Origin of the sequence: Clostridium sp. UBA6640 (assembly GCF_002455975.1) — a bacterium.
Lineage (GTDB): Bacteria > Bacillota > Clostridia > Clostridiales > Clostridiaceae > Clostridium_J.
Genome location: NZ_DKLM01000151.1, coordinates 1 through 19,271 on the forward strand (window position 1 = coordinate 1; position 19,271 = coordinate 19,271).

The 19,271-nt window shown below is 32.0% G+C and carries 16 protein-coding genes and 1 other annotated feature; of the genes, 1 reads left to right on the top strand and 15 read right to left on the bottom strand.

The genetic code is table 11. The features are described from left to right. From B2W91_RS17215 to B2W91_RS17270, 12 genes are all read right to left on the bottom strand, one after another. The coding region (locus tag B2W91_RS17215; RefSeq protein WP_291583170.1) for a class I tRNA ligase family protein at window positions 1-1,174 on the bottom strand (1,174 nt) is incomplete at its 3' end. A 44-nt stretch (window positions 1,175-1,218) separates the two neighbouring features. Beyond that, window positions 1,219-1,439: a binding site (T-box leader), on the bottom strand. Window positions 1,440-1,523: 84 nt separating this feature from the next. Continuing rightward, entirely contained in the window at window positions 1,524-1,673 is a 150-nt protein-coding gene (locus B2W91_RS17220) for a hypothetical protein (RefSeq protein WP_291583172.1), read from the bottom strand. A gap of 153 nt (window positions 1,674-1,826) precedes the next feature. Then, entirely contained in the window at window positions 1,827-2,606 is a 780-nt protein-coding gene (locus B2W91_RS17225; RefSeq protein ID WP_291583174.1) for a DUF169 domain-containing protein, read from the bottom strand. Between the two features lie 125 nt (window positions 2,607-2,731). Further along, window positions 2,732-3,544, bottom strand: coding sequence for a MetQ/NlpA family ABC transporter substrate-binding protein (locus tag B2W91_RS17230; RefSeq protein ID WP_291583176.1), 813 nt, complete (start codon window positions 3,542-3,544; stop codon window positions 2,732-2,734). Between the two features lie 14 nt (window positions 3,545-3,558). Beyond that, complete coding sequence (locus tag B2W91_RS17235; protein WP_291583178.1) at window positions 3,559-4,227, bottom strand: methionine ABC transporter permease; 669 nt, start codon at window positions 4,225-4,227, stop codon at window positions 3,559-3,561. Next, window positions 4,214-5,200, bottom strand: coding sequence for a methionine ABC transporter ATP-binding protein (locus B2W91_RS17240; RefSeq protein WP_291583180.1), 987 nt, complete (start codon window positions 5,198-5,200; stop codon window positions 4,214-4,216). The genes B2W91_RS17235 and B2W91_RS17240 overlap by 14 nt, the downstream gene beginning before the upstream one ends. Before the next feature lie 922 nt (window positions 5,201-6,122). Next, window positions 6,123-7,460 carry an SLC13 family permease gene (locus B2W91_RS17245; protein ID WP_291583181.1) on the bottom strand — a complete coding sequence of 446 codons (1,338 nt, stop codon included), beginning with the start codon at window positions 7,458-7,460 and terminating at the stop codon, window positions 6,123-6,125. A 155-nt stretch (window positions 7,461-7,615) separates the two neighbouring features. Next, complete coding sequence (locus B2W91_RS17250; protein WP_291583182.1) at window positions 7,616-8,605, bottom strand: hydroxyacid dehydrogenase; 990 nt, start codon at window positions 8,603-8,605, stop codon at window positions 7,616-7,618. A 62-nt stretch (window positions 8,606-8,667) separates the two neighbouring features. Beyond that, entirely contained in the window at window positions 8,668-9,576 is a 909-nt protein-coding gene (gene dapA, locus B2W91_RS17255) for a 4-hydroxy-tetrahydrodipicolinate synthase (RefSeq protein WP_291583183.1), read from the bottom strand. A gap of 31 nt (window positions 9,577-9,607) precedes the next feature. Next, window positions 9,608-10,879, bottom strand: coding sequence for a four-carbon acid sugar kinase family protein (locus B2W91_RS17260; protein WP_291583185.1), 1,272 nt, complete (start codon window positions 10,877-10,879; stop codon window positions 9,608-9,610). Between the two features lie 9 nt (window positions 10,880-10,888). After that, window positions 10,889-11,929 carry a 4-hydroxythreonine-4-phosphate dehydrogenase PdxA gene (gene pdxA / locus B2W91_RS17265; protein WP_291583187.1) on the bottom strand — a complete coding sequence of 347 codons (1,041 nt, stop codon included), beginning with the start codon at window positions 11,927-11,929 and terminating at the stop codon, window positions 10,889-10,891. A gap of 11 nt (window positions 11,930-11,940) precedes the next feature. After that, on the bottom strand, window positions 11,941-13,095 hold the full coding sequence (locus tag B2W91_RS17270; protein WP_291583189.1) for an iron-containing alcohol dehydrogenase: 1,155 nt from the start codon (window positions 13,093-13,095) through the stop codon (window positions 11,941-11,943). Between the two features lie 197 nt (window positions 13,096-13,292). Here B2W91_RS17270 and B2W91_RS17275 point away from each other — a divergent pair, with 197 nt between their 5' ends. Then, the gene (locus tag B2W91_RS17275; protein ID WP_291583191.1) at window positions 13,293-15,083 is read left to right on the top strand and encodes a sigma-54-dependent Fis family transcriptional regulator; all 1,791 of its coding nucleotides are present in this window, start codon (window positions 13,293-13,295) and stop codon (window positions 15,081-15,083) included. A 76-nt stretch (window positions 15,084-15,159) separates the two neighbouring features. Here B2W91_RS17275 and B2W91_RS17280 read toward each other — a convergent pair whose 3' ends face one another. The 3 genes from B2W91_RS17280 to abc-f form a co-directional block, all read right to left on the bottom strand. Then, entirely contained in the window at window positions 15,160-15,666 is a 507-nt protein-coding gene (locus B2W91_RS17280) for a hypothetical protein (RefSeq protein ID WP_291583193.1), read from the bottom strand. Between the two features lie 121 nt (window positions 15,667-15,787). Beyond that, window positions 15,788-16,573, bottom strand: coding sequence for a pseudouridine synthase (locus B2W91_RS17285; protein WP_291583194.1), 786 nt, complete (start codon window positions 16,571-16,573; stop codon window positions 15,788-15,790). 172 nt (window positions 16,574-16,745) lie between these two features. Beyond that, on the bottom strand, window positions 16,746-18,674 hold the full coding sequence (gene abc-f, locus B2W91_RS17290; protein WP_291583196.1) for a ribosomal protection-like ABC-F family protein: 1,929 nt from the start codon (window positions 18,672-18,674) through the stop codon (window positions 16,746-16,748). Window positions 18,675-19,271 lie beyond the last annotated feature (597 nt).

Consider the following 19,271-nt stretch of genomic DNA (forward strand, 5'->3'; position numbering starts at 1 on the left):
TTTCAAATCTTTCTGGAACAAATTTAATCTGTTTTTCTCTAACAACTGCTAAAGCTGTTTTTGCTAAAGATTCCATTTTAACAAACCACTGTTTAGACATCATAGGTTCAACTACAGTTCCACATCTATCATGGCAGCCTACATTATGAATATGCTCTTTTATACTAACAAGTAAGCCTAGCTCTTCTAAATCCTTAACCACAGCTTTTCTTGCTTCATACCTATCCATGCCAGCATATTTGCCAGCAAGCTCATTCATAGTGCCATCTTCATTCATAACAGTTATTTCTTCAAGATCGTGTCTCTTTCCTACCTCATAGTCGTTAGGATCATGAGCTGGAGTTATTTTAACCGCCCCCGTTCCAAATTCTAAATCCACATAGTTATCTGCAATAATGGGAATCTCCCTATTTGCAAGTGGTAAGATAAGTTTCTTACCAACTAAATGAGTATATCTTTCATCCTTTGGATTAACGGCTACTGCTGTATCTCCAATTATAGTTTCTGGTCTTGTAGTAGCTATTTCTAAAAATTCATCACTGCCTGCTAATGGATATTTTATACTCCAAAAATAGCCTGTATACTCTTCAAAATCTATTTCTGCATCCGATAATGCAGTTCTACACTGTGGGCACCAATTTATAAGCCTATTTCCTTTATATATTAATCCTTCATCATATAATTTAACAAAAACGATTCTAACTGCCCTGTTTAAATTTTCATCCATAGTAAAGCTTTCTCTTGTAAAGTCACAGGAACATCCCATTTTCTTAAGCTGTTTCCTTATTTTTTCTCTATATTCATCTGTCCATTCCCATACCTTATCTAGAAATGCTTCTCTCCCCATTTCCTTCTTGTTAATTCCCTGCTTTATAAGCTCCTGCTCCACCTTAACTTCTGTTGCAATACTTGCATGATCTTCACCAGGAAGCCATAATGTGCTATAACCCTGCATTCTTTTAAATCTTATTAAAACATCTTGCAAAGTGTTATTAAGCGCATGCCCCATATGAAGTTTTCCTGTAATATTTGGAGGTGGCATCACTATGCTATAAGGTTTCTTAGCTTTATCTACAACAGGTGTAAAATATCCACTTTCCTCCCAATTTTTATAAATTCTTTCTTCAAATTCTTTTGGTTCATAAGTTTTCCCAATATTTTTTGCATCTCTCATAAATAAATTCCTCCCTTTTTTGCAATAAAAAAAGAGTCCCATCCATAAAGGACGAAGACCCGCGTTACCACCTTTTTTCCTACGGACATAATAGTCGATAGGCTCTCAATAAATTAACGGTTTAGAAAACCGTCTTTACCTACTATTTTCGGCAAAGAAGCTCCAAAGCTACCTTCAAGGTAATTCCTATAGAAAGTCTTACAGCCGCCGAACTTTCCTCTCTTAATATTCCTTAACCTTTACTCCTCTTTATCAAAGCTTTTACATATTACTACTTATTATTACTATCATACGCTAACTTATATTTTTGTCAATAGAAATTTTCGCATATGTTGAAATGTTAATAATATTATCTATATTTTTTTAATGCCATTCTAATAACTCCTGCTAATGTTGCTGAATTTAAATACGGATGTCCGTAATGAAATGTGATTTTCTTAATTTCTTCTTCAAATATTTCTTTAAATTTATCCATATGATTTATATTTCTTGCTTCCAATTTCTCTTCTAATGATTTATGATATATAAACTCATATTCTTTTGCACCTTGTATTCCCCAAAACGTATCATAAAATGGTGTTCCATATGCATGAATCCACTCCTACATATTCTCTGAATCTGTAACATTTAGTATTTACTAAATTACTTTCAACTAAACATTTTTATAATAATTGCTATTATATTCTATATTTAGTTCAGTGATGCCTGACTTCAATAATTTCTCTTCGATTACACGTTTTTTTTCATTGCTTTCCATGATGTTGATGGTATTGAATACTCCATCTGCAATTGAGTCAAATTGATCCATTGGTATACCTACTGCTAATTCATGATCTTTCCATCCAGATCTGTGCCTAGTTCCAATACATAATAAGGATACTTGCATATCTTGTGTCACATAGGGTTTAGCACTACATTCATAGCATATAGCTTGATTGCCCAAGAACCCAAGATCCTTTCTTGCTCCATAGTGATATGAATATCCTTGTACTATTCTCATTAAGTTATAAGGGTTAGTTACTATTAGTGCAATGCCAGGAGAGTCCTCGAACATACTTAAAGGCTGAACTAAAACACCATATGGTTCCTCTTTAGAATATGAAAGGCTATCCCTAACTTCTTTTGCAACTTCAGCATCTTTATACAGTCCTAGTCGCACCCAATTTTGACCTTTTTCATTTACAGTATCTTCTTGAAATCCCAAAGTTCGAGCAGCACTAGTACAAGCTAACATATCTCCAGTTGCTTTCAATGAGTGTCCACATGCAGCACTTTTAACCATTCCACAGTAGTTTATTTTTTTTATGGGACATTGACCATTCAGTAGCTCATATTCTTTTTTAGAAAAAGCAAACTTAATTCCAACTACTTGTCTTTCTAAATCTAAAGCACAGTTGAGTTTCAATAAAGATTGTTTCCAACTTAGTTCCATATCATTTCTCCTATCCGTATATATATTTAATATTATATAAAACAGCACTGCCATTATAAAAATTGCTGTGCTGTTTTAGTAAATTGCATTAATTAAATTTTTGCTATAACTATTTAGTTTCCATTTTATTTATAATGAGTATATACCCCTGGGAACTTAGCGTCTATTTCATCTTTTACTGATTGTATTTTTAGGCATTTTGCATAGTCAATAGCCCATTGCTTGTCTTTATTTTCTTCTTTAACTACAGGTCCAATTGGGTAGTCTACAGATTGTTTATCACGAACTAAATATGTAGAAGGATCTTTTCCTGAATTGAACATATGAGTGAAGAATACTAGTGATCCATCCATATCTTCTAAACTTCTTACAGTTTGAGCTTGTTCCATATCAATGATTTTGATATTTTTAGGGTTTTTAGCTACATCAGCTACAGTATATGGACCTTGGTGATCTTTAGATAATTCAATTAATCCTGCGTCTTCAAGTACATGCATACCTATATCCATGTTCATTGCATCATTCATAATTGCTATTTTAGCACCTTCAGGAAACTCAGATACAGATTTATATTTTTCTGAATATAGACCTATTCCTGTATAATAACCATATGGTTCTAACATATGTAAGTCTCCTTTTTGACCTTGATTAAATGTTTCAATAAATTTCTTATGTTGACCTATAGAAATATCTACTTCTCCATCATTAGCAGCAGTTACCACTAAAACATTTGAATCAAATAGAACAAATTCTGTCTTATATCCTAATTTAGCATATTCTTTTTCTATAGCATCATAGGTTACTTTAGAGATTTCAGTACCTCCTACTCTAATTACATTCTTTTCATCTTCTTTTTTATTGCCACAGCCTACCAACAATGATGACATCATTATTGCCAAGGCAATAAACTTTAATAATTTACTTGCTTTAAATTTCATTTTTTTCTTCCTTTCTACTTTAAAATTTTATAAATAAATCTACCTAATCCTTGAATTAGAAGAACCATAATAAGTAAAATAGCCACAATGAAATACATGATTAAATCATCAAACCTTTGATATCCATATGTAAGAGCTACAGCGCCTAATCCACCAGCTCCTACTGCACCAGCAATAGTTGTAGTATTTAGCATATTTATAATCATCATAGTAAGATTAGATACTAAGTTTGGCAATGCAACCACATACATAACTTTAAATACAATTTGTAACGTTGAAGCTCCCACAGATTTCGCAGCCTCTATCAATTGTTTATCTACTGTTCTCAACGAATTTTCAACTATTCTAATTGCGTAGGGTACACCTGCTATGGAAATTGAAAAAATTGCTGAATTTGCTCCAACAGTAGTTCCTATAATCAATCTTGTCAAAGGCATCAATGCCACTATAAGAATTAAAGTTGGGAATGACCTTAATATGTCGGCACATTTATCAATTATGATAAATACAAATTTATTTGGTATTAATCCATCTTCGTCAACAAGTACTAATATAGTACCTAAAACAAGTCCTATAATAATAGAAAACAGAGAAGAAAAAAACAATATTTTCACTGTGACCCATATAGCAGGAATAATCACAGTGGGTAAGTACTCAAATAAGCGGGTATTACTTGCATCCATCAATAACACCACCTTTACTTACTATCCTAAATTCAATACTCTTCTTCTGTAAAAACTCTATTGTTTTATCGAAATCATTTTCATCAATATTTATAAGTAGATTGTTGTATCGAATGGAATCATTATTATAAAAATCACTATCTAATAAATTAAAATCTCCTGAGATATATTTAGCTAGTTGAGAAACTACACCATAATCTCTATTTAAATTAACATTCAGTCGAATATTAACACCACTTTGAGGTAAAATAATCTCATTTTCTCCTAACAAGTTTAAAAGAGACTTAGGTTTATCCGAAAATAAATCAATAACATTTCCTGATTCCGTTATTTTACCTTGTTCTAAAATAGATAGTTCATCACAAATACCTTGTACAACATCCATTTCATGTGTTACAACCAAAACAGTTATATTCATATCCCTACTAATTTGTTTTCTGAGACTAGGAATAGATTTTGTAGTATTAGGATCTAAAGCTGATGTAGATTCATCAGATAATATGTATTTAGGTTTTAAAGCCAAGGCTCTAGCAATTGCAACTCTTTGTTTTTGCCCCCCGCTTAATTCAGTTGGGTAAGCATATATTTTATCTTCTAAACCTACCATTTCAACTAACTCTTTTACACGGTTATGTATATCATCTTTTTTATATCCCCAACATTCTAAAGGAAATGCAATATTTTTATATACAGTCTTCCTATCTATCAATGAAAACTGCTGGAAAATCATCCCCATATCTTTTCTGAAATTGCGCATTTCATATCTATTTAACTCTTCTACTTTTATACCGTCCACAACAATTGATCCTTTATTATACTTCTCCAAACCATTGATACACCGTAGTAGAGTGGACTTCCCAGCACCACTTTGCCCCACAAGTCCATATATCATTCCAGTATCTATTTTCAAATTGACATTGTCTAGTACTTTACGAGTATGAAATGATTTTTCTAAATTGACAATTTCTATCATATTTCCTCCTTTACACGCATAAATATAAATAAAAATTAACTTAAAGTAAAATTATTACTTCTTATTTTTTAAAATTTCTTATTGTATACTAATTATTTGAGAAATTATAATAATCATTAATAAAGTATACAACTTTGTATAACATTTTAAAAATTTAAAAATCCAATAGATACATAACTATCTATTGGATTTAACTATGTTAAAAATATACTTTTACAATATAACAAGCTCTTATAATATTCACATGAATTATAAATTCATTTAAATTCTTGGATTGCTTTATTTTCATTTATATATAATAAATGAAAATAAAAACCTTTACTTGTAGTAGCTTATAATATGATACTCCTCTCTTAGTATAGAAAAAACATATATGAACTATTTTCTCCTATTTGACTTTTTGCCATTATAAACACTTCCTTCTCTTTTCTTTATTTTAAAGTGTTCGTCTTTTTGTTTCTACAATATTATACTAACACCAAATGCAAATATGAACGGAGTATCAGATGAAGATATAGCAGTATATATATGCCCTACATGGGTGGCTTTTCTACAAGAACATTCCTCTCAAACAAAGTCAATCAGTGTGTGGGAGATTTTAGATGAAGATAATGATTTCCCATGGGCTGATTACCATGGAGAAGTGATTACTGTACAGGATTGTTGGAGAGCCTATAAGTATTATTGTTCCTCCCTTACACATAATTTTCATAAAAAGATGTTGAAATTTCAAATAATTATGAAAAATCAACATCCTTTACATCTTAGTATACACTATTTATGATTATTTAATTTCCTTATTGTTTCTAAAAAAGATTTTAAAGATTATTTACAAAGTTTCATGAACATTAATCGATTATATAACTTATTTTATAACTCCATAAAAACTTTAAAATAAAATATTGAAACAGCTTCAATATTATTAAAAAAGAAACAATGAACTAGTAACAGTTACTGTAATTATCATTAAAATAAGTAATGGACCACCAATTTTCACGAAATCCATAAATTTATATCCAGCTGGAAGTATCTGCATATTTACAGCAGTACCATATGATGTTGCAATTGCCAGATTAGAACAAGCAGCAACAAGGATAACCCAAGGGAGTGGACTAATGTCTAGCGACATTGCAATAGAGATAGTAATAGGTGCAATCATTGCGGCTGTAGCATTATTTTGCATAAAATTAGTTAAGACACTAGTCAATACAGCAATTATTACAGTTAATACAGGAATAGTAGCATTCGCTCCGCCAAAGAAAGTTAAAACAGCATTAGCAATAAGTTCGCCACCACCTGAAGCATCTAAACCTGTTCCAAGTCCGGAAATGGCGCCTATAGTTATTAATACATCCCAAGGTAATCTAGAAAAAGTATCTTTAACCGGCACGGTTCCAGTACCAAGTATAATTGTTGCACCAAGCATTCCGATAATTCCGATATTTAGGTACTTATTAAAAGGTGCAAAACCGCTTAATATAAAGAGTACAATACTTAAAATCATTGTAAAAAGAGCTACATTACCTTTCCATTTAGGAACATCACTAAATCTATCTTCCGACAAATCTTCTGAAGTAGCAGCAGTAGTAGCATAGACATTATTCTTATCAAAATCAGGACTTTCTGGTTTTAAAGCCCACTTAAGGATTGAATAACCAATAGTTGCCCAATAAATAACTTGAATAATCGCAGCGGGAATCATAATTCTACTCATATCAAATATACCCATTCCCGCTTCAAAACCTTCGTATCCTTGGAGAATACCGTTTGCAGCAAGTTGAGATGTAGAGCCAATCAAAGTACTTCCTCCACCTATAACAGCCGCAGTTCCTGCTACAAAAATCACCATTTTCGAACGAATACGACCATTAGAACCAGCAGCAACAGCAGCAATAATTGGCATCCATATGGCAACAGTTCCGTTATTACTCATGAATGCGGACATAATAGTTACAATAATGGCGACAGTTATAATGAATCGCCTTTCATTTTTTGCTAAAAAACTATTTCCAATTTTTATTCCAATTCTTTCTGCAATACCTGTTTCGAACAGTGCATCACTCACAACAAGCATTCCTACCACCATTGGCCAGCCAGGTGAACTAAAGCCTGAATACACAGCAGATAATTGCATTTCAGGAATTAAAATACCCATTGCCAAAGAACCAAACATTGCAACAACACTCATAGGTAACTTATTAGAGATGAATAACACAATCGTAATCATTGATATGATTAATGCAATAATACTTGAATCCATTTTTCTCCTCCATTTCACAGTTATGCCTAACGACACGTAATATAGTCTAATAAAAGTTCTTTTTAACCATATATTTTAATCAGTATACAGGATCTTAGCAAATACAGATAAGTAGATATCTAGTTCACCTACCTATATTTACTAACCTTATTTATCTATATCTCTGCCCAATCAGTTCCTTCCCATTTAGGGTGATCATAAACTGTTTGATCCGCAACAAATGGCCATTTTTTGCCATTTACTATTGCTAAACATCCTTCGATACACATTTTAGCCATTTTAATAACAGCTTCACGTGTCTGAGCTGCAGAGTGTGGGCTAATCACTAAATTCGGGCAATTTAAAAGAGGGTCATTAGGTTCAGGTGGCTCATTACAGAATACATCCAATGCTGCTCCAGCAATAGTACCTTTTTTAAGAGCTTCCACCAAATCAGCTTCGTTGACTATGCCTCCCCTACTACAATTGATAATTATAGCGCTTTTTTTCATCATTAATAATTGCTTACTGGAAATCATATTCTCGGTAGAATCAGTAAGAGGAACGTGAATTGAAACCACATCGCTTACCTTAAGCAAATCCTCATAATTTTCAAAAAATTCTACTCCCATAGCTTCAATATCTTTCTGTGATAAAAATGGATCATAACCAGCAACTTTCATCCCGCATCCTTTACAAATCTTAACAGTTTCTTTTCCAATAGCTCCTAAGCCTAAGATGCCTACTGTTTTATTTTCCAATTCAAAAGCTTTTTTCGCACCACGAATTTCCCAGTTTCCAGTAATCATTTCATTTTGTGCTTCAATTAGATTCTTGGACAAGGCAAACATCATAGCAACTGTATGCTCGGCTACACTACGATTATTCGCTCCAGGTGTTATTACGACGGGAATACCATGTTTAGTAGCGGTTTTTACATCTACAGTGTCATAACCGACACCTGTGCGTCCGATTACTTTTAAGTTTGGAATATTCTCAATAACGTTACCATCACATTTAGCAATACGCACAATTAATGCATCTGCATCCTGCATCTCTTCTAGATAATTATTAGGATCTTGATTATTTGCAACATAAATATCAGATACTCCGTCAAGCATTTTCAAGCCTTCAGAAGTAACGGCTTGTGTCATAACAAATTTCATATTGTACCTCCTCTTCTCTGGAAATTAGATGTTATTTTTTTCTGACTTTTTTATGTATCCCTTTACTTCATTCCTAGTTCAGAATTTTCTTTTAATACTTTCTCCAAAGCTTTTATACCTTCATCACTCAAGTAATTAAATGGCCTACGACAATCTCCAACCGGATACCCCAAGGTAGATACAGCCTTTTTCACCACTGTATTTGGATTTCCATACTTAAATACTTCACGGAAACTAGCAATTGAATCTTGAGCAACTTGTGCCTCATCCAACTTACCTTCTTTGAACAGATCATAGATTGACGCTAGAACATGAGGATAAACATTTGAGCAACCAGCAATAGCACCCGAACCACCTGCTTTTAAGCAAGGTAGGATAAGCGAATCATTACCTGATAGAACATAGAACTCTTTATCTAGCCCATTAGTATAACTAATATAAGCTTGAAGATTGTCCCAATTTCCACTAGAATCCTTTACTCCAACAATTACATCCACATCCTTAGCCAATTTAGCTACCGTCTCTGGTAATAGTTTATTTCCAGTACGAGCCGGTATATTATAGAGTACAATAGGAATTTCTACATGTTTCGCTACCTCAACATAGTGATCATAGAGTTCCTTCTGAGAAGCTAGGGCAAAGCTTGGTGTAATAATAGACAGAACATCTGCACCTAACTCCTGTGCCTTCACACTCATACGAACAGTGTCAGCAGTAGAGATACAACCTGAACCAGCATAAACAGGCAAACGCCCATTGGCTTTATCTATAGTAGCCTCTAGCACTTCAATTTTTTCATTTTCACTAAGAATATATCCTTCACCATTTGTTCCAAAAGGAAATAATCCATGGACACCACCATCAATCAATCGTTCGATTTGGTTGCCCAATTCATCTAGGTTGATACTCTCATCTGAATTCATAGGTGTTAAAATTGGAGTTATAATTCCCTCAAGTTTTACTTTTTTCATATTGCTATTCTCCTTTTAATTAAATTTTTCTTTATGTTACTTCTCTTCCCTTAATATTTAATATTTTTTCAGCTATTCTACAAAAAACATCCTCTGTACCAAATCCTCCCGACTTGGAAATAACTTGTTGTTTATTTCCATTACCTTCTATTTCCGATACAACGACACCTTTCTCGATTTCACATATTGGCTTGATTTGAGTACAACCTATTGATTTCATATATCCCATTAAAGTATCTCCGCCTGTCATCAAAATAGTGAAATCAACTCCACTGCTCATTATTTCTTCTGCAATACGTCCGTGAGCCTTTGGAATAACAAATCTAACTTCATCTGGAGATACATTATATGTCTCTAAATAGTCATTAGTATTTTCATTAACATTAAAAGTATCAACTATTATTTTTTTGTTTTCTTTACAGAGTTCTAGAATTTCGTTTAAAAATTTTTTTCCTTCTAATGTTTCGTAATAATCTGATTGTAATTTTTGCTCAGGAGTTAAGTGCTTACGAATAAATCCGCGTTTTTCTGCATATTCTACTTGTTTTTTCGTTATTTCGTTTAAACTTCCACAAGCTACATATAACCCTTCTGTTTTTTTAAATGATTTAATTCCATTTCGATTAAATGATAGCTTTTTTGCTAATCGGCCAGCTAGTGCTGCACAGCCAGCTATTAGCTTTAATTTATTTTGTTGTATTAATTCATCTAACCGTTTATCAATATCTTCTACGCTCAAGGTATCACATATAACAATCTTAGATTGATTTACTATATGATTATCAATAGATTCTTTATTATTTATACTGACAGCACTAATATCACTTTGTTCTTTTATAATGTCTGGTATATATGATTTTGTTACTGGATTAAAAGGGTCATTTCCAAATACACTATTTTCTAGCAGTTCTCCTGAAACAAAACATACTCCATTCTTTGTTATTCTTTCTATTTCGGGATGTCCCGGCAAAAAGAAAAGTGTTTCAAGAGGATTAGCATCAACAACTGCTTGAAGCTCAATTCCAATATTACCTCGTAGAACTGAGTCTGTTTTTTTAAAGATTATCTCTATACCCTGTTCAATTGCCCAATGGGATATTTTTTTTACTGATTCATATGCTTGTTCCTTTGAAAGAGCCCTCGATTCTGTATTTACTACTAGAACTTCTGTGTTTGATTTTATTTCTTCAATATCTAATTCGCAATTAGTAAAAACCTGTGTAGGAATTCCACATTTTTTAAACTGAATACCTGTATCAAGCGCTCCAGTAAAGTCGTCTGCGATAATTAATAATTTTGCCATTTATTCCTCCTATTTATTGCTTGCGTATTGAATAGCATAATCTATGGCATTCATTAAACTATCTGGTCTTGAGGTGCCTTTTCCAGCTTGATCAAATCCAGTGCCATGATCCACAGATACTCGAATAATTGGAAGACCTAAAGTAATATTCACACCAGAAACAGCATCCCATTTTTGTTCTTCCTTATTGTATACAAATCCTTTTAATTTCAATGGAATATGCCCCTGATCGTGATACATTACTACAACGATGTCATACCAACCACCTTCCATTTTAGAAAAAACTGTATCTGATGGCATTGGCTGTTTATCTGGAATAAATATCCCTTCTTTCAAGGCCTGTTCAATTGCTGGCTGTATTTCTTCAATCTCTTCTCTTCCAAACAATCCATTTTCACCAGCATGAGGATTTAATCCTGCTACGGCGATTCTAGGAGTTTCTATCCCTTGAGCCTTACATGCTTTATTAGCCAAACGTATAACTTCCAGTACTCGTTCTTTTTTTACAGCATCACAAGCCTGTCGAAGTGAAGCATGGGTTGAAACATGTGCTACTCGCAGATTATCATGTGCTAACATCATAGAATAACTTTTCGCATTAGAAAATTCTGCATATATTTCTGTATGACCAGAATAATGATGTCCGGCCAAGTTCATTGCTTCTTTATTTATAGCATTAGTTACTGTAGCATCAATTTCTCCATCAACAGCCAGGGTAATTGCTTTCTTTACATATTGAAATGCTGCCTCCCCGCAGACTGCTTGTACTTTTCCAAATTCTTTTTTATCCATATTAACCAATTTCATATCCAGCACATCTATCACACCAAATTTATATTGTGCATCTTTAATGGCTTTAATAGGATTTACTGTTAATATTTCTTTCAAATTTAATATTTCAACTGCTTCTTCAATGCAAGCTGCATCACCAATAACGAAAGGTCTGCAACGTTCATAAAAATCTAATTTTGACAGAGCTTGTACAGAAAGTTCAGATCCATTTCCTGCAGGGTCTCCCATAGTAATTCCTATAATCGGTTTTTTACTCATATAAGTCACACCTACCTAATAACTTTTAAATATATTTCCTCAATGTCTTTTTTACTTAATTCTTTTCTATTATTATCTAGTAATCTTCTTTGCTCGCTTCCAGCTTTCACTAAGAACTCTAAGTCCTCAATCTGAATTCCAAATTCATTTAAATTTACTGGAATATTTGTCACTTTAACCACATCTACAATCTGGTCAATAACATATTGCGCCTTATCATTCACACTTTTGTTTGAATATTCAGGATGAATAGCATCACATATTTCAGCAAGTTGGTCGGCACAAGCCTCTTTATTAAACTCCATAACCACTGTAAAGAGTATTGCGTTTGAAACACCATGAGAAATATGATACTTACCCCCCAAAGGATAAGATAAGGCATGTACTGCAGTTGTTCCACTTCCTGTAATTGCAACCCCACCATAAAATGCACCTAACATCATTGCCTCTTTTGCTTTCATGTTATCAGGTTCATTATATGCCTCTCTTATGTTCCCAAAAATTAGTTTAGCCGCTTCAAGTGCAAAATTATCCGAAAGTGGTGTTGCTTTATTGGAAGTAAAGCATTCTACTGCATGTGCAAGTGCATCGACACCTGTGGCAGCTATAATTTGTTGTGGTAATTTTCGAATCATTTGAGGATCTAAAATTACATAATCAGGAATCATAACATTGTTTACTATTCCTTTTTTGGTCTGCTCTTCTGGAACAGCTACAATTGCATTGCAAGTGGCTTCTGATCCTGTTCCACATGTTGTTGGTATCATAATGGTCTTAATATTCTTTTTAGCAATACTAGGAGTATCGAGTAAATCTTTCATGTTATAAGAAGCATCAAATAAGACTGAATATACCTTTGCAGTGTCCATAACGCTTCCTCCACCAAAACCAATAATCATATCAGCTTTGTAATCTTGTGCTTCTTGTTGGACTTTTTCAATATCTTTATAACTAGGCTCTGGTTTAATATCATCATATACAAAATATTCTATATCTGTTTCATCTAAAATTTTGTATAGCAAGTCAAGTAGACCAGTTTCTTTTATTCCTTTATCCGTAAAAATAATCACCTTATTTGCCGATTCATCTTTTAGTATATTCTTAAGCTGAGTAATACTCCCTTCTCCGCCGTACAAATTGGCAGGTATTTTCATTTGATAACTCATATTATACCCCTCCCTTTTTATTTCATTTTGAAACAATAATTAATATCTTTTCTTAATTCTAATAATATATATATTATTTTCGAGTTTCAACCTTTCTTTAGTCAAAAAAATGTTCTAATTTGAAACCAATATAATTGGATTTTTCTAAAAAAAGTTATATAATAGTTTTAAATTGAATTTGAAAAGGAGCTTACTAAATGAAAAAAGTTAAATTATTGGCAATCGCCCCTTATGAAGGATTAGCTGAAATCTTACGTAAAATTTCAAAAGATCGTAATGATATTATCCTTTCAGTTGAGACTGGCGATTTAAATACTGGTGTTCAAATTGCAAAAGAACATGCATATGAAAATTATGATGCTATTATCTCACGTGGGGGTACTGCAGACTTACTTCGTTCCACTGTTGAAGTTCCAGTGATTGAAATATCAATATCCGTATATGATGTGTTACGTGCTATCAAAACTGCCGAACTATCTGATGCAAAATTCGCCATAATAGGATTCTCAACCATAACTGATTGTGCAAAAGTGTTATGTGACTTACTTCAATACAAACTAGATATTATAACCTTCAATAGTGAAAGCGATGTTTTTCCTGTTCTTACAAAATTAAAAGACAGTAAATATGATTTAGTATTGTGTGATATGATTGGATCTACTGTAGCTGAGCAATTAGGATTGAATTATATTCTAATTTCCTCCAGTATTGAAAGTGTCAACTCTTCTTTAGATAAAGCTATACAACTTGTTCAATCTATGCACTATGTTCATAAACAAAAGGAAATTTTTCAAAAAATAATAACAAACAGTGAAGATAATCTTATTATTTATGATCCAAATGGTGAGATATGGTTTTCTTATATAGCAGATTCAGATATTCAAGATAATATAATAAATACAGTAAACAATCATCTAGATTCTCTTTTATCTGTTTCCGAACAAATAATTGAAACAATAATAGATAACTACTACGTTCTTACTATAACTAGTACTTTCTGTTTTTACGATGGCGAAAAGTACACTGCAATTAGAATTGCAAAGAAAAAAATTGCACTAATTCAAGATTCAGCCTTCTCCATTTATAATGCTGAATCTAATCACTCAGAAGTATTCAAAACAGATTTTAGTAGTTCTAATTATATTGGTATGGTTCGTAAACAAATCGAAGAATACAGTCGTACACATTATCCTGTATTAATTATTGGCGAAAGTGGAACGGGAAAGGAGAAAGCAGCAACTATAATTTATAAGAATGGACCTTATAGTAAATCGCCTTTATATACAATAAATTGTTCCAATATAAATGCTCATCAGTGGCATTCACTATTATCTCAAGAAAATTCTCCACTATATGACCTTCGAAAAACAATCTTTTTTAAAGATATTACTGCTTTAGATTTATCACAGTTTGATAAACTAATTGATTTTTTTTCTCATTCTAACTTAGCCAAGCGTAATCGATTGATTTTTTCAGTAGTTCTTAATTGCAATTCAGAAAAAGTTGAAATTTTAGATTATTTAAAAAACAAACTATCTTGTCTACAGTTATTCCTACCACCTCTTCGTGAACGAATAACAGAATTACCTAGTATAATTGCTTTATATATAAATAAACTTAATACATCTTTAGGTAAACAAATTATTGGAATGGAACCTAAAGCACTGTCATTGATGAAAAATTTCCCTTGGAAAGACAACCTAAATCAACTTTACCGAATACTAAGTGAATTGGTAATTTTAACGCAAGGTTCATATATCTCTGAAGATCAGGTATTCAATATATTATCACAGGAGCAACTAGATTTTGCCGCCATTTCTGATAAAGGAACTTCTTTTACCCTTAATAAAACATTGGACGAAATTAATTATGATATAATACAAGCAGTTTTAAAGGAAGAAGGACAAAATAAAGAACGAACTGCTAAAAGATTGGGTATTAGTCGTAGTACACTTTGGAGAAAGTTGAGTTCAAATTCTAACAATTAGAATTTTTAATATTTTATCAAAATAAGCTAGATAAAGTTGATATTAGTATAATATTGCAGATACGAAATTCCGAACACTATAAAATACATAAAATTTGCCACCCAGTTGTAAAAGCAGGTGGCAAAATAATATGTTTTTCTATATTAACTCCCTCAATGACAAAGTGTGAGGTATTTTCCTTTTGAAAACTTGGAACAGAAAAACAACTATGTAGTGGCAGTTTGTGCAAGCCACATAGTATAGTTTTTTCTTCTCCATTTTTTGAAACAAAAATTGTAGTATGACCGTCTGTCCCACCCATAATGCCAAAGGATGAGGTAGCAGTAGGGCTGAACTCTTCCTCTGGTATTTCTGTGTATTGGATACTGCTTCCAACCTCTAGAGTATCACCTTGTGGCAAAGCAGGCTCTATTTCATACATCGACTGCATAATGTAAAAACTATGTTTTTCCCCTTCACCAGCTGGAAATTCCACCAATTCTGGACTTTTAAAATATAGTGTATGTGTTATCCCTGTTATAGGATGATTAAAACAGATTTCCTTATGCTTTTCATTTACTGACATTTCAAAATGTATGTCCAAATGAAATTTCTAATCTTTAAAAATCAAAAGACCGTCAATTAAGAAATTAAAAATTCTTAATCAGCGATCAATTTTAATCTTTGTTAAATTAAATGTTTTGTTCCACAAAATACTCTAAAAATTATACTTCTACCAATAACTTTTGAATCTCATCTTCTTCTAACATTCTATACTGGCCTTTTTTAAGTGTTTCATCTAACATTAACTCTCCGATGGAGATCCTCTTTAAATAAACCACATAACAACCTACTGCTTTTAGCATGCGTTTTACCTGATGTTTACGTCCTTCTGAAATTGTGAGATATCCGGATACAACTGGTTGTTCATAGTGATTTGAATCTATGTTGTAGAACTTTCTAATATCTATTTCCTGTTCAAATTCTTTATATGTTCCACATATTACCTCATCTATTTTGGCAGGCTTCGTCAATGCTTCACCTTCTCCTATAGAAATACCTTCTTCTAACTTTTTTATATCCTCTTCACTTAGAGAACCTAATGCAATAAAAAAATATTTCTTTTCAACATGCTTTTCTGGATACATCAATTTATGATTAAAGTCTCCATCATTGGTAAACAGCAATAATCCTTCCGTATCCTTATCCAGCCTTCCAACATGAAATATTCCATTGGTGTTAACTCCCTCAAAAAAATCAAAAACTGTTGCATTTACTGCATCTTTCCTTGCAGTAATACATCCCTCTGGTTTATGAAACATATAATATACTTTTCCTGTATAGGCAACCACATTATCGAGATACTCAATAACATCAGTACTTTCACTAATTTCCATTATAGGTTCTGTTACAATTTGTCCATTGACTTTAACAGCCCCTTCTTTAATATAATTTCGAACATTTTTCCGTGTTCCAACTGCTGATTCTGCTAAAAATTTATCTAATCTCATGTTCCCTCACTTCTAATCATTTGTAAAATAAATTTAACTATATTAATATATAATATTTTTATTTTGGAGTAAAGATTATAACCAAAAAAATTTTAAAAAGGACTAAGTGATTTCTCTCCTAGTCCTTTTTACTTCTTTCATTTTATAATAGTGAATTTCATGAACTCCACTATTAATTCTCAAGACTTAACCACAGTTCCATAGCTATATCCAATTCTTTATTTAATTCCTCTTTCCTACAGTACAACTTATTAAGCTCTTCATAATCTAATAGACTGTTAGACATAGCTAAATCAAGTTCTCTTATTTCATTTTCAAGACTTTCAACTCTTGTTAAAGCCTTAGCCTTTTCTGCTTCCTTCTTTTTACTTTCATCAATATTCTTTGGCTTCTTAATTTTTTCAGCCTTTATCACAGGTTCTTTAGTCGCCATCAAACTCAGCTCATCCTTTATACTTTTATAATAATCATAATTACCAGAATAACTTTTTAGTGCATTATCCTCAACAGCAATAACTCTTTCACCAATTTTATTGATAAAATACCTGTCGTGAGAAATGAAGAATATGGTTCCTTTAAACTCTTCCAAAGCTTCCTCAAAGGTTTCTATTGAATCAATATCAAGATGATTAGTTGGCTCATCTAGTATCAATAGATTTACATCTTCATACAATAGTTTACCTAACTTTAGTCTAATCTTCTCTCCTCCTGACAAATGTTTTACTTTTTTAAATACACTTTTGCCATAAAACATGAACTTCGACAGATATTCCCGTGCTTTTCCTTCCAATATAGAAATATCTTCTCTAAAGCACTCTAGCACAGTGAGGTCTTCATTTTTAAAAGTTATTTTCTGTGGTAAATATGCTGCCATAACATTTGCTCCTAGTTCTACTACTCCATCATCAGGATGTTCTTCACCTAAGAGCAGTTTTAAGAAAGTGGTTTTTCCGCATCCATTGGGACCTATTAATGCAACTCTTTCACCAAAATTAATCAATAAATTTGCATCCTTAAAAATAACCTTATCTTCAAACCTTTTAGAAAGTTCTATGGCTTTGATAGTCTCATTACCTGACCGCTGTGCAGATTTTAAATTTAGTTTCATATTTTGTTTTTCAAAAATTGGTTTTTCTATTTTATCCATTTTATCAAGCTTTATTTGTATACTGGCAGCTCTTCTAAAAAATTTATTATTATCAGCTCTCATAGCCCAATCTCTTAAATCCTTTACGGTCTTCTCCATAGTATTTATCTTCTTTTGCTGTTCTCTAAAATTCTCATATTGAATTCTCATATTTTCTTCTTTCTGATTAGCATAAGAAGAATAATTGCCCTTATAAGCTATAGACTTCATATCCTCTATTTCTACTATTTTTGTTACTACATTATCTAAAAAATATCTATCATGAGATACAATAATTACAATTCCTTTATAAGCTTTAAGATAGCCTTCGAGCCATTCAATGGAATCCATATCCAGATGATTTGTAGGTTCATCCAATAGTAATATATCTGGGTTATCAATCAAAAGCTTCCCAAGTACTACTGTAGTTTTTTCCCCGCCGCTTAATAGGCTGAAATCTTTATTTAAAAAGCTATCATCAAATTTTAGCCCAGTACAAATCTTGCCTAACTTTTCCTCTATATCATATCCTCCCTTAACCTCATATAGTTGAACTAAATCACTATATTGCTTCAACACTTTTTCTAGTTTATCACCTTCTAAAGCTTTCATTTTATCTTCTAATTTATGCATTTCTTTTTCTATGCTGTGAGCTTCCTCAAAAGCTAAATTTAACACATCAATAACTTTCAAATCTTCATGATATTGAGGTATTTGTTCAAGATAAGCTCTAGTGGCTTCTCTAGGAATGGAAATAAATCCTTCATCATATCCAGGGCTTGTAGCACCTGGGTAACCAACGCAATAATTCATTGGTTCTATTCCTGCTATTAATTTAAGAATGGTGCTCTTGCCACTTCCATTTGCACCTACTATGCCAACCCTTTCTCCTGCATAAACTTGAAAAGTTATATCTTCAAGAATAAGGGTAGCATCCATATATTTTTTTATACCATTTAATGATAATTCAAACATAAAAATTCCTTCTTTCATCCATACTTTAAATCAGCATCTTATGGATAGGCAGAAAAAATCTTAACCACTTATACTATTATGAAATTTTCAAAAACTTTAAAATAAAAAGACCATAAGAAGATGGATTCTTCTTACGGCCTAAAATGCTTTGTTATTATAATTTATTTAAACTTAGATATAAACAAAAATTACGGATGTAAATAAAAGCATCCATTATTCCTATATACCTAATTGCAGAATTTCTCAAAAACTCTAGCTTAACATTTCAAAATAACTATTTGAAACACTATATAAATTATAATATTGAATTTCAGTAAAGTAAGTTACCTTCTAAATGCCTTATTCCATAAAGAGCACAACAACAAAACCTAAATATAATTAGGCAAATTTAAAACTCATTATAAAATACATATTAATTTAAAATTAATATTAGCAATTAGCTGGTTTCATAACTTACTTCCCTCCTTCAATCTTTTTTTAATTATATCACCTTTTGTATTTAATGTAAATAAATTATATTAATGCACTTATTTACCTAATTCTCTTGAGTAGTTAATGCATTTAATTCATTGTAACAAAACATATTAATCAAAAATG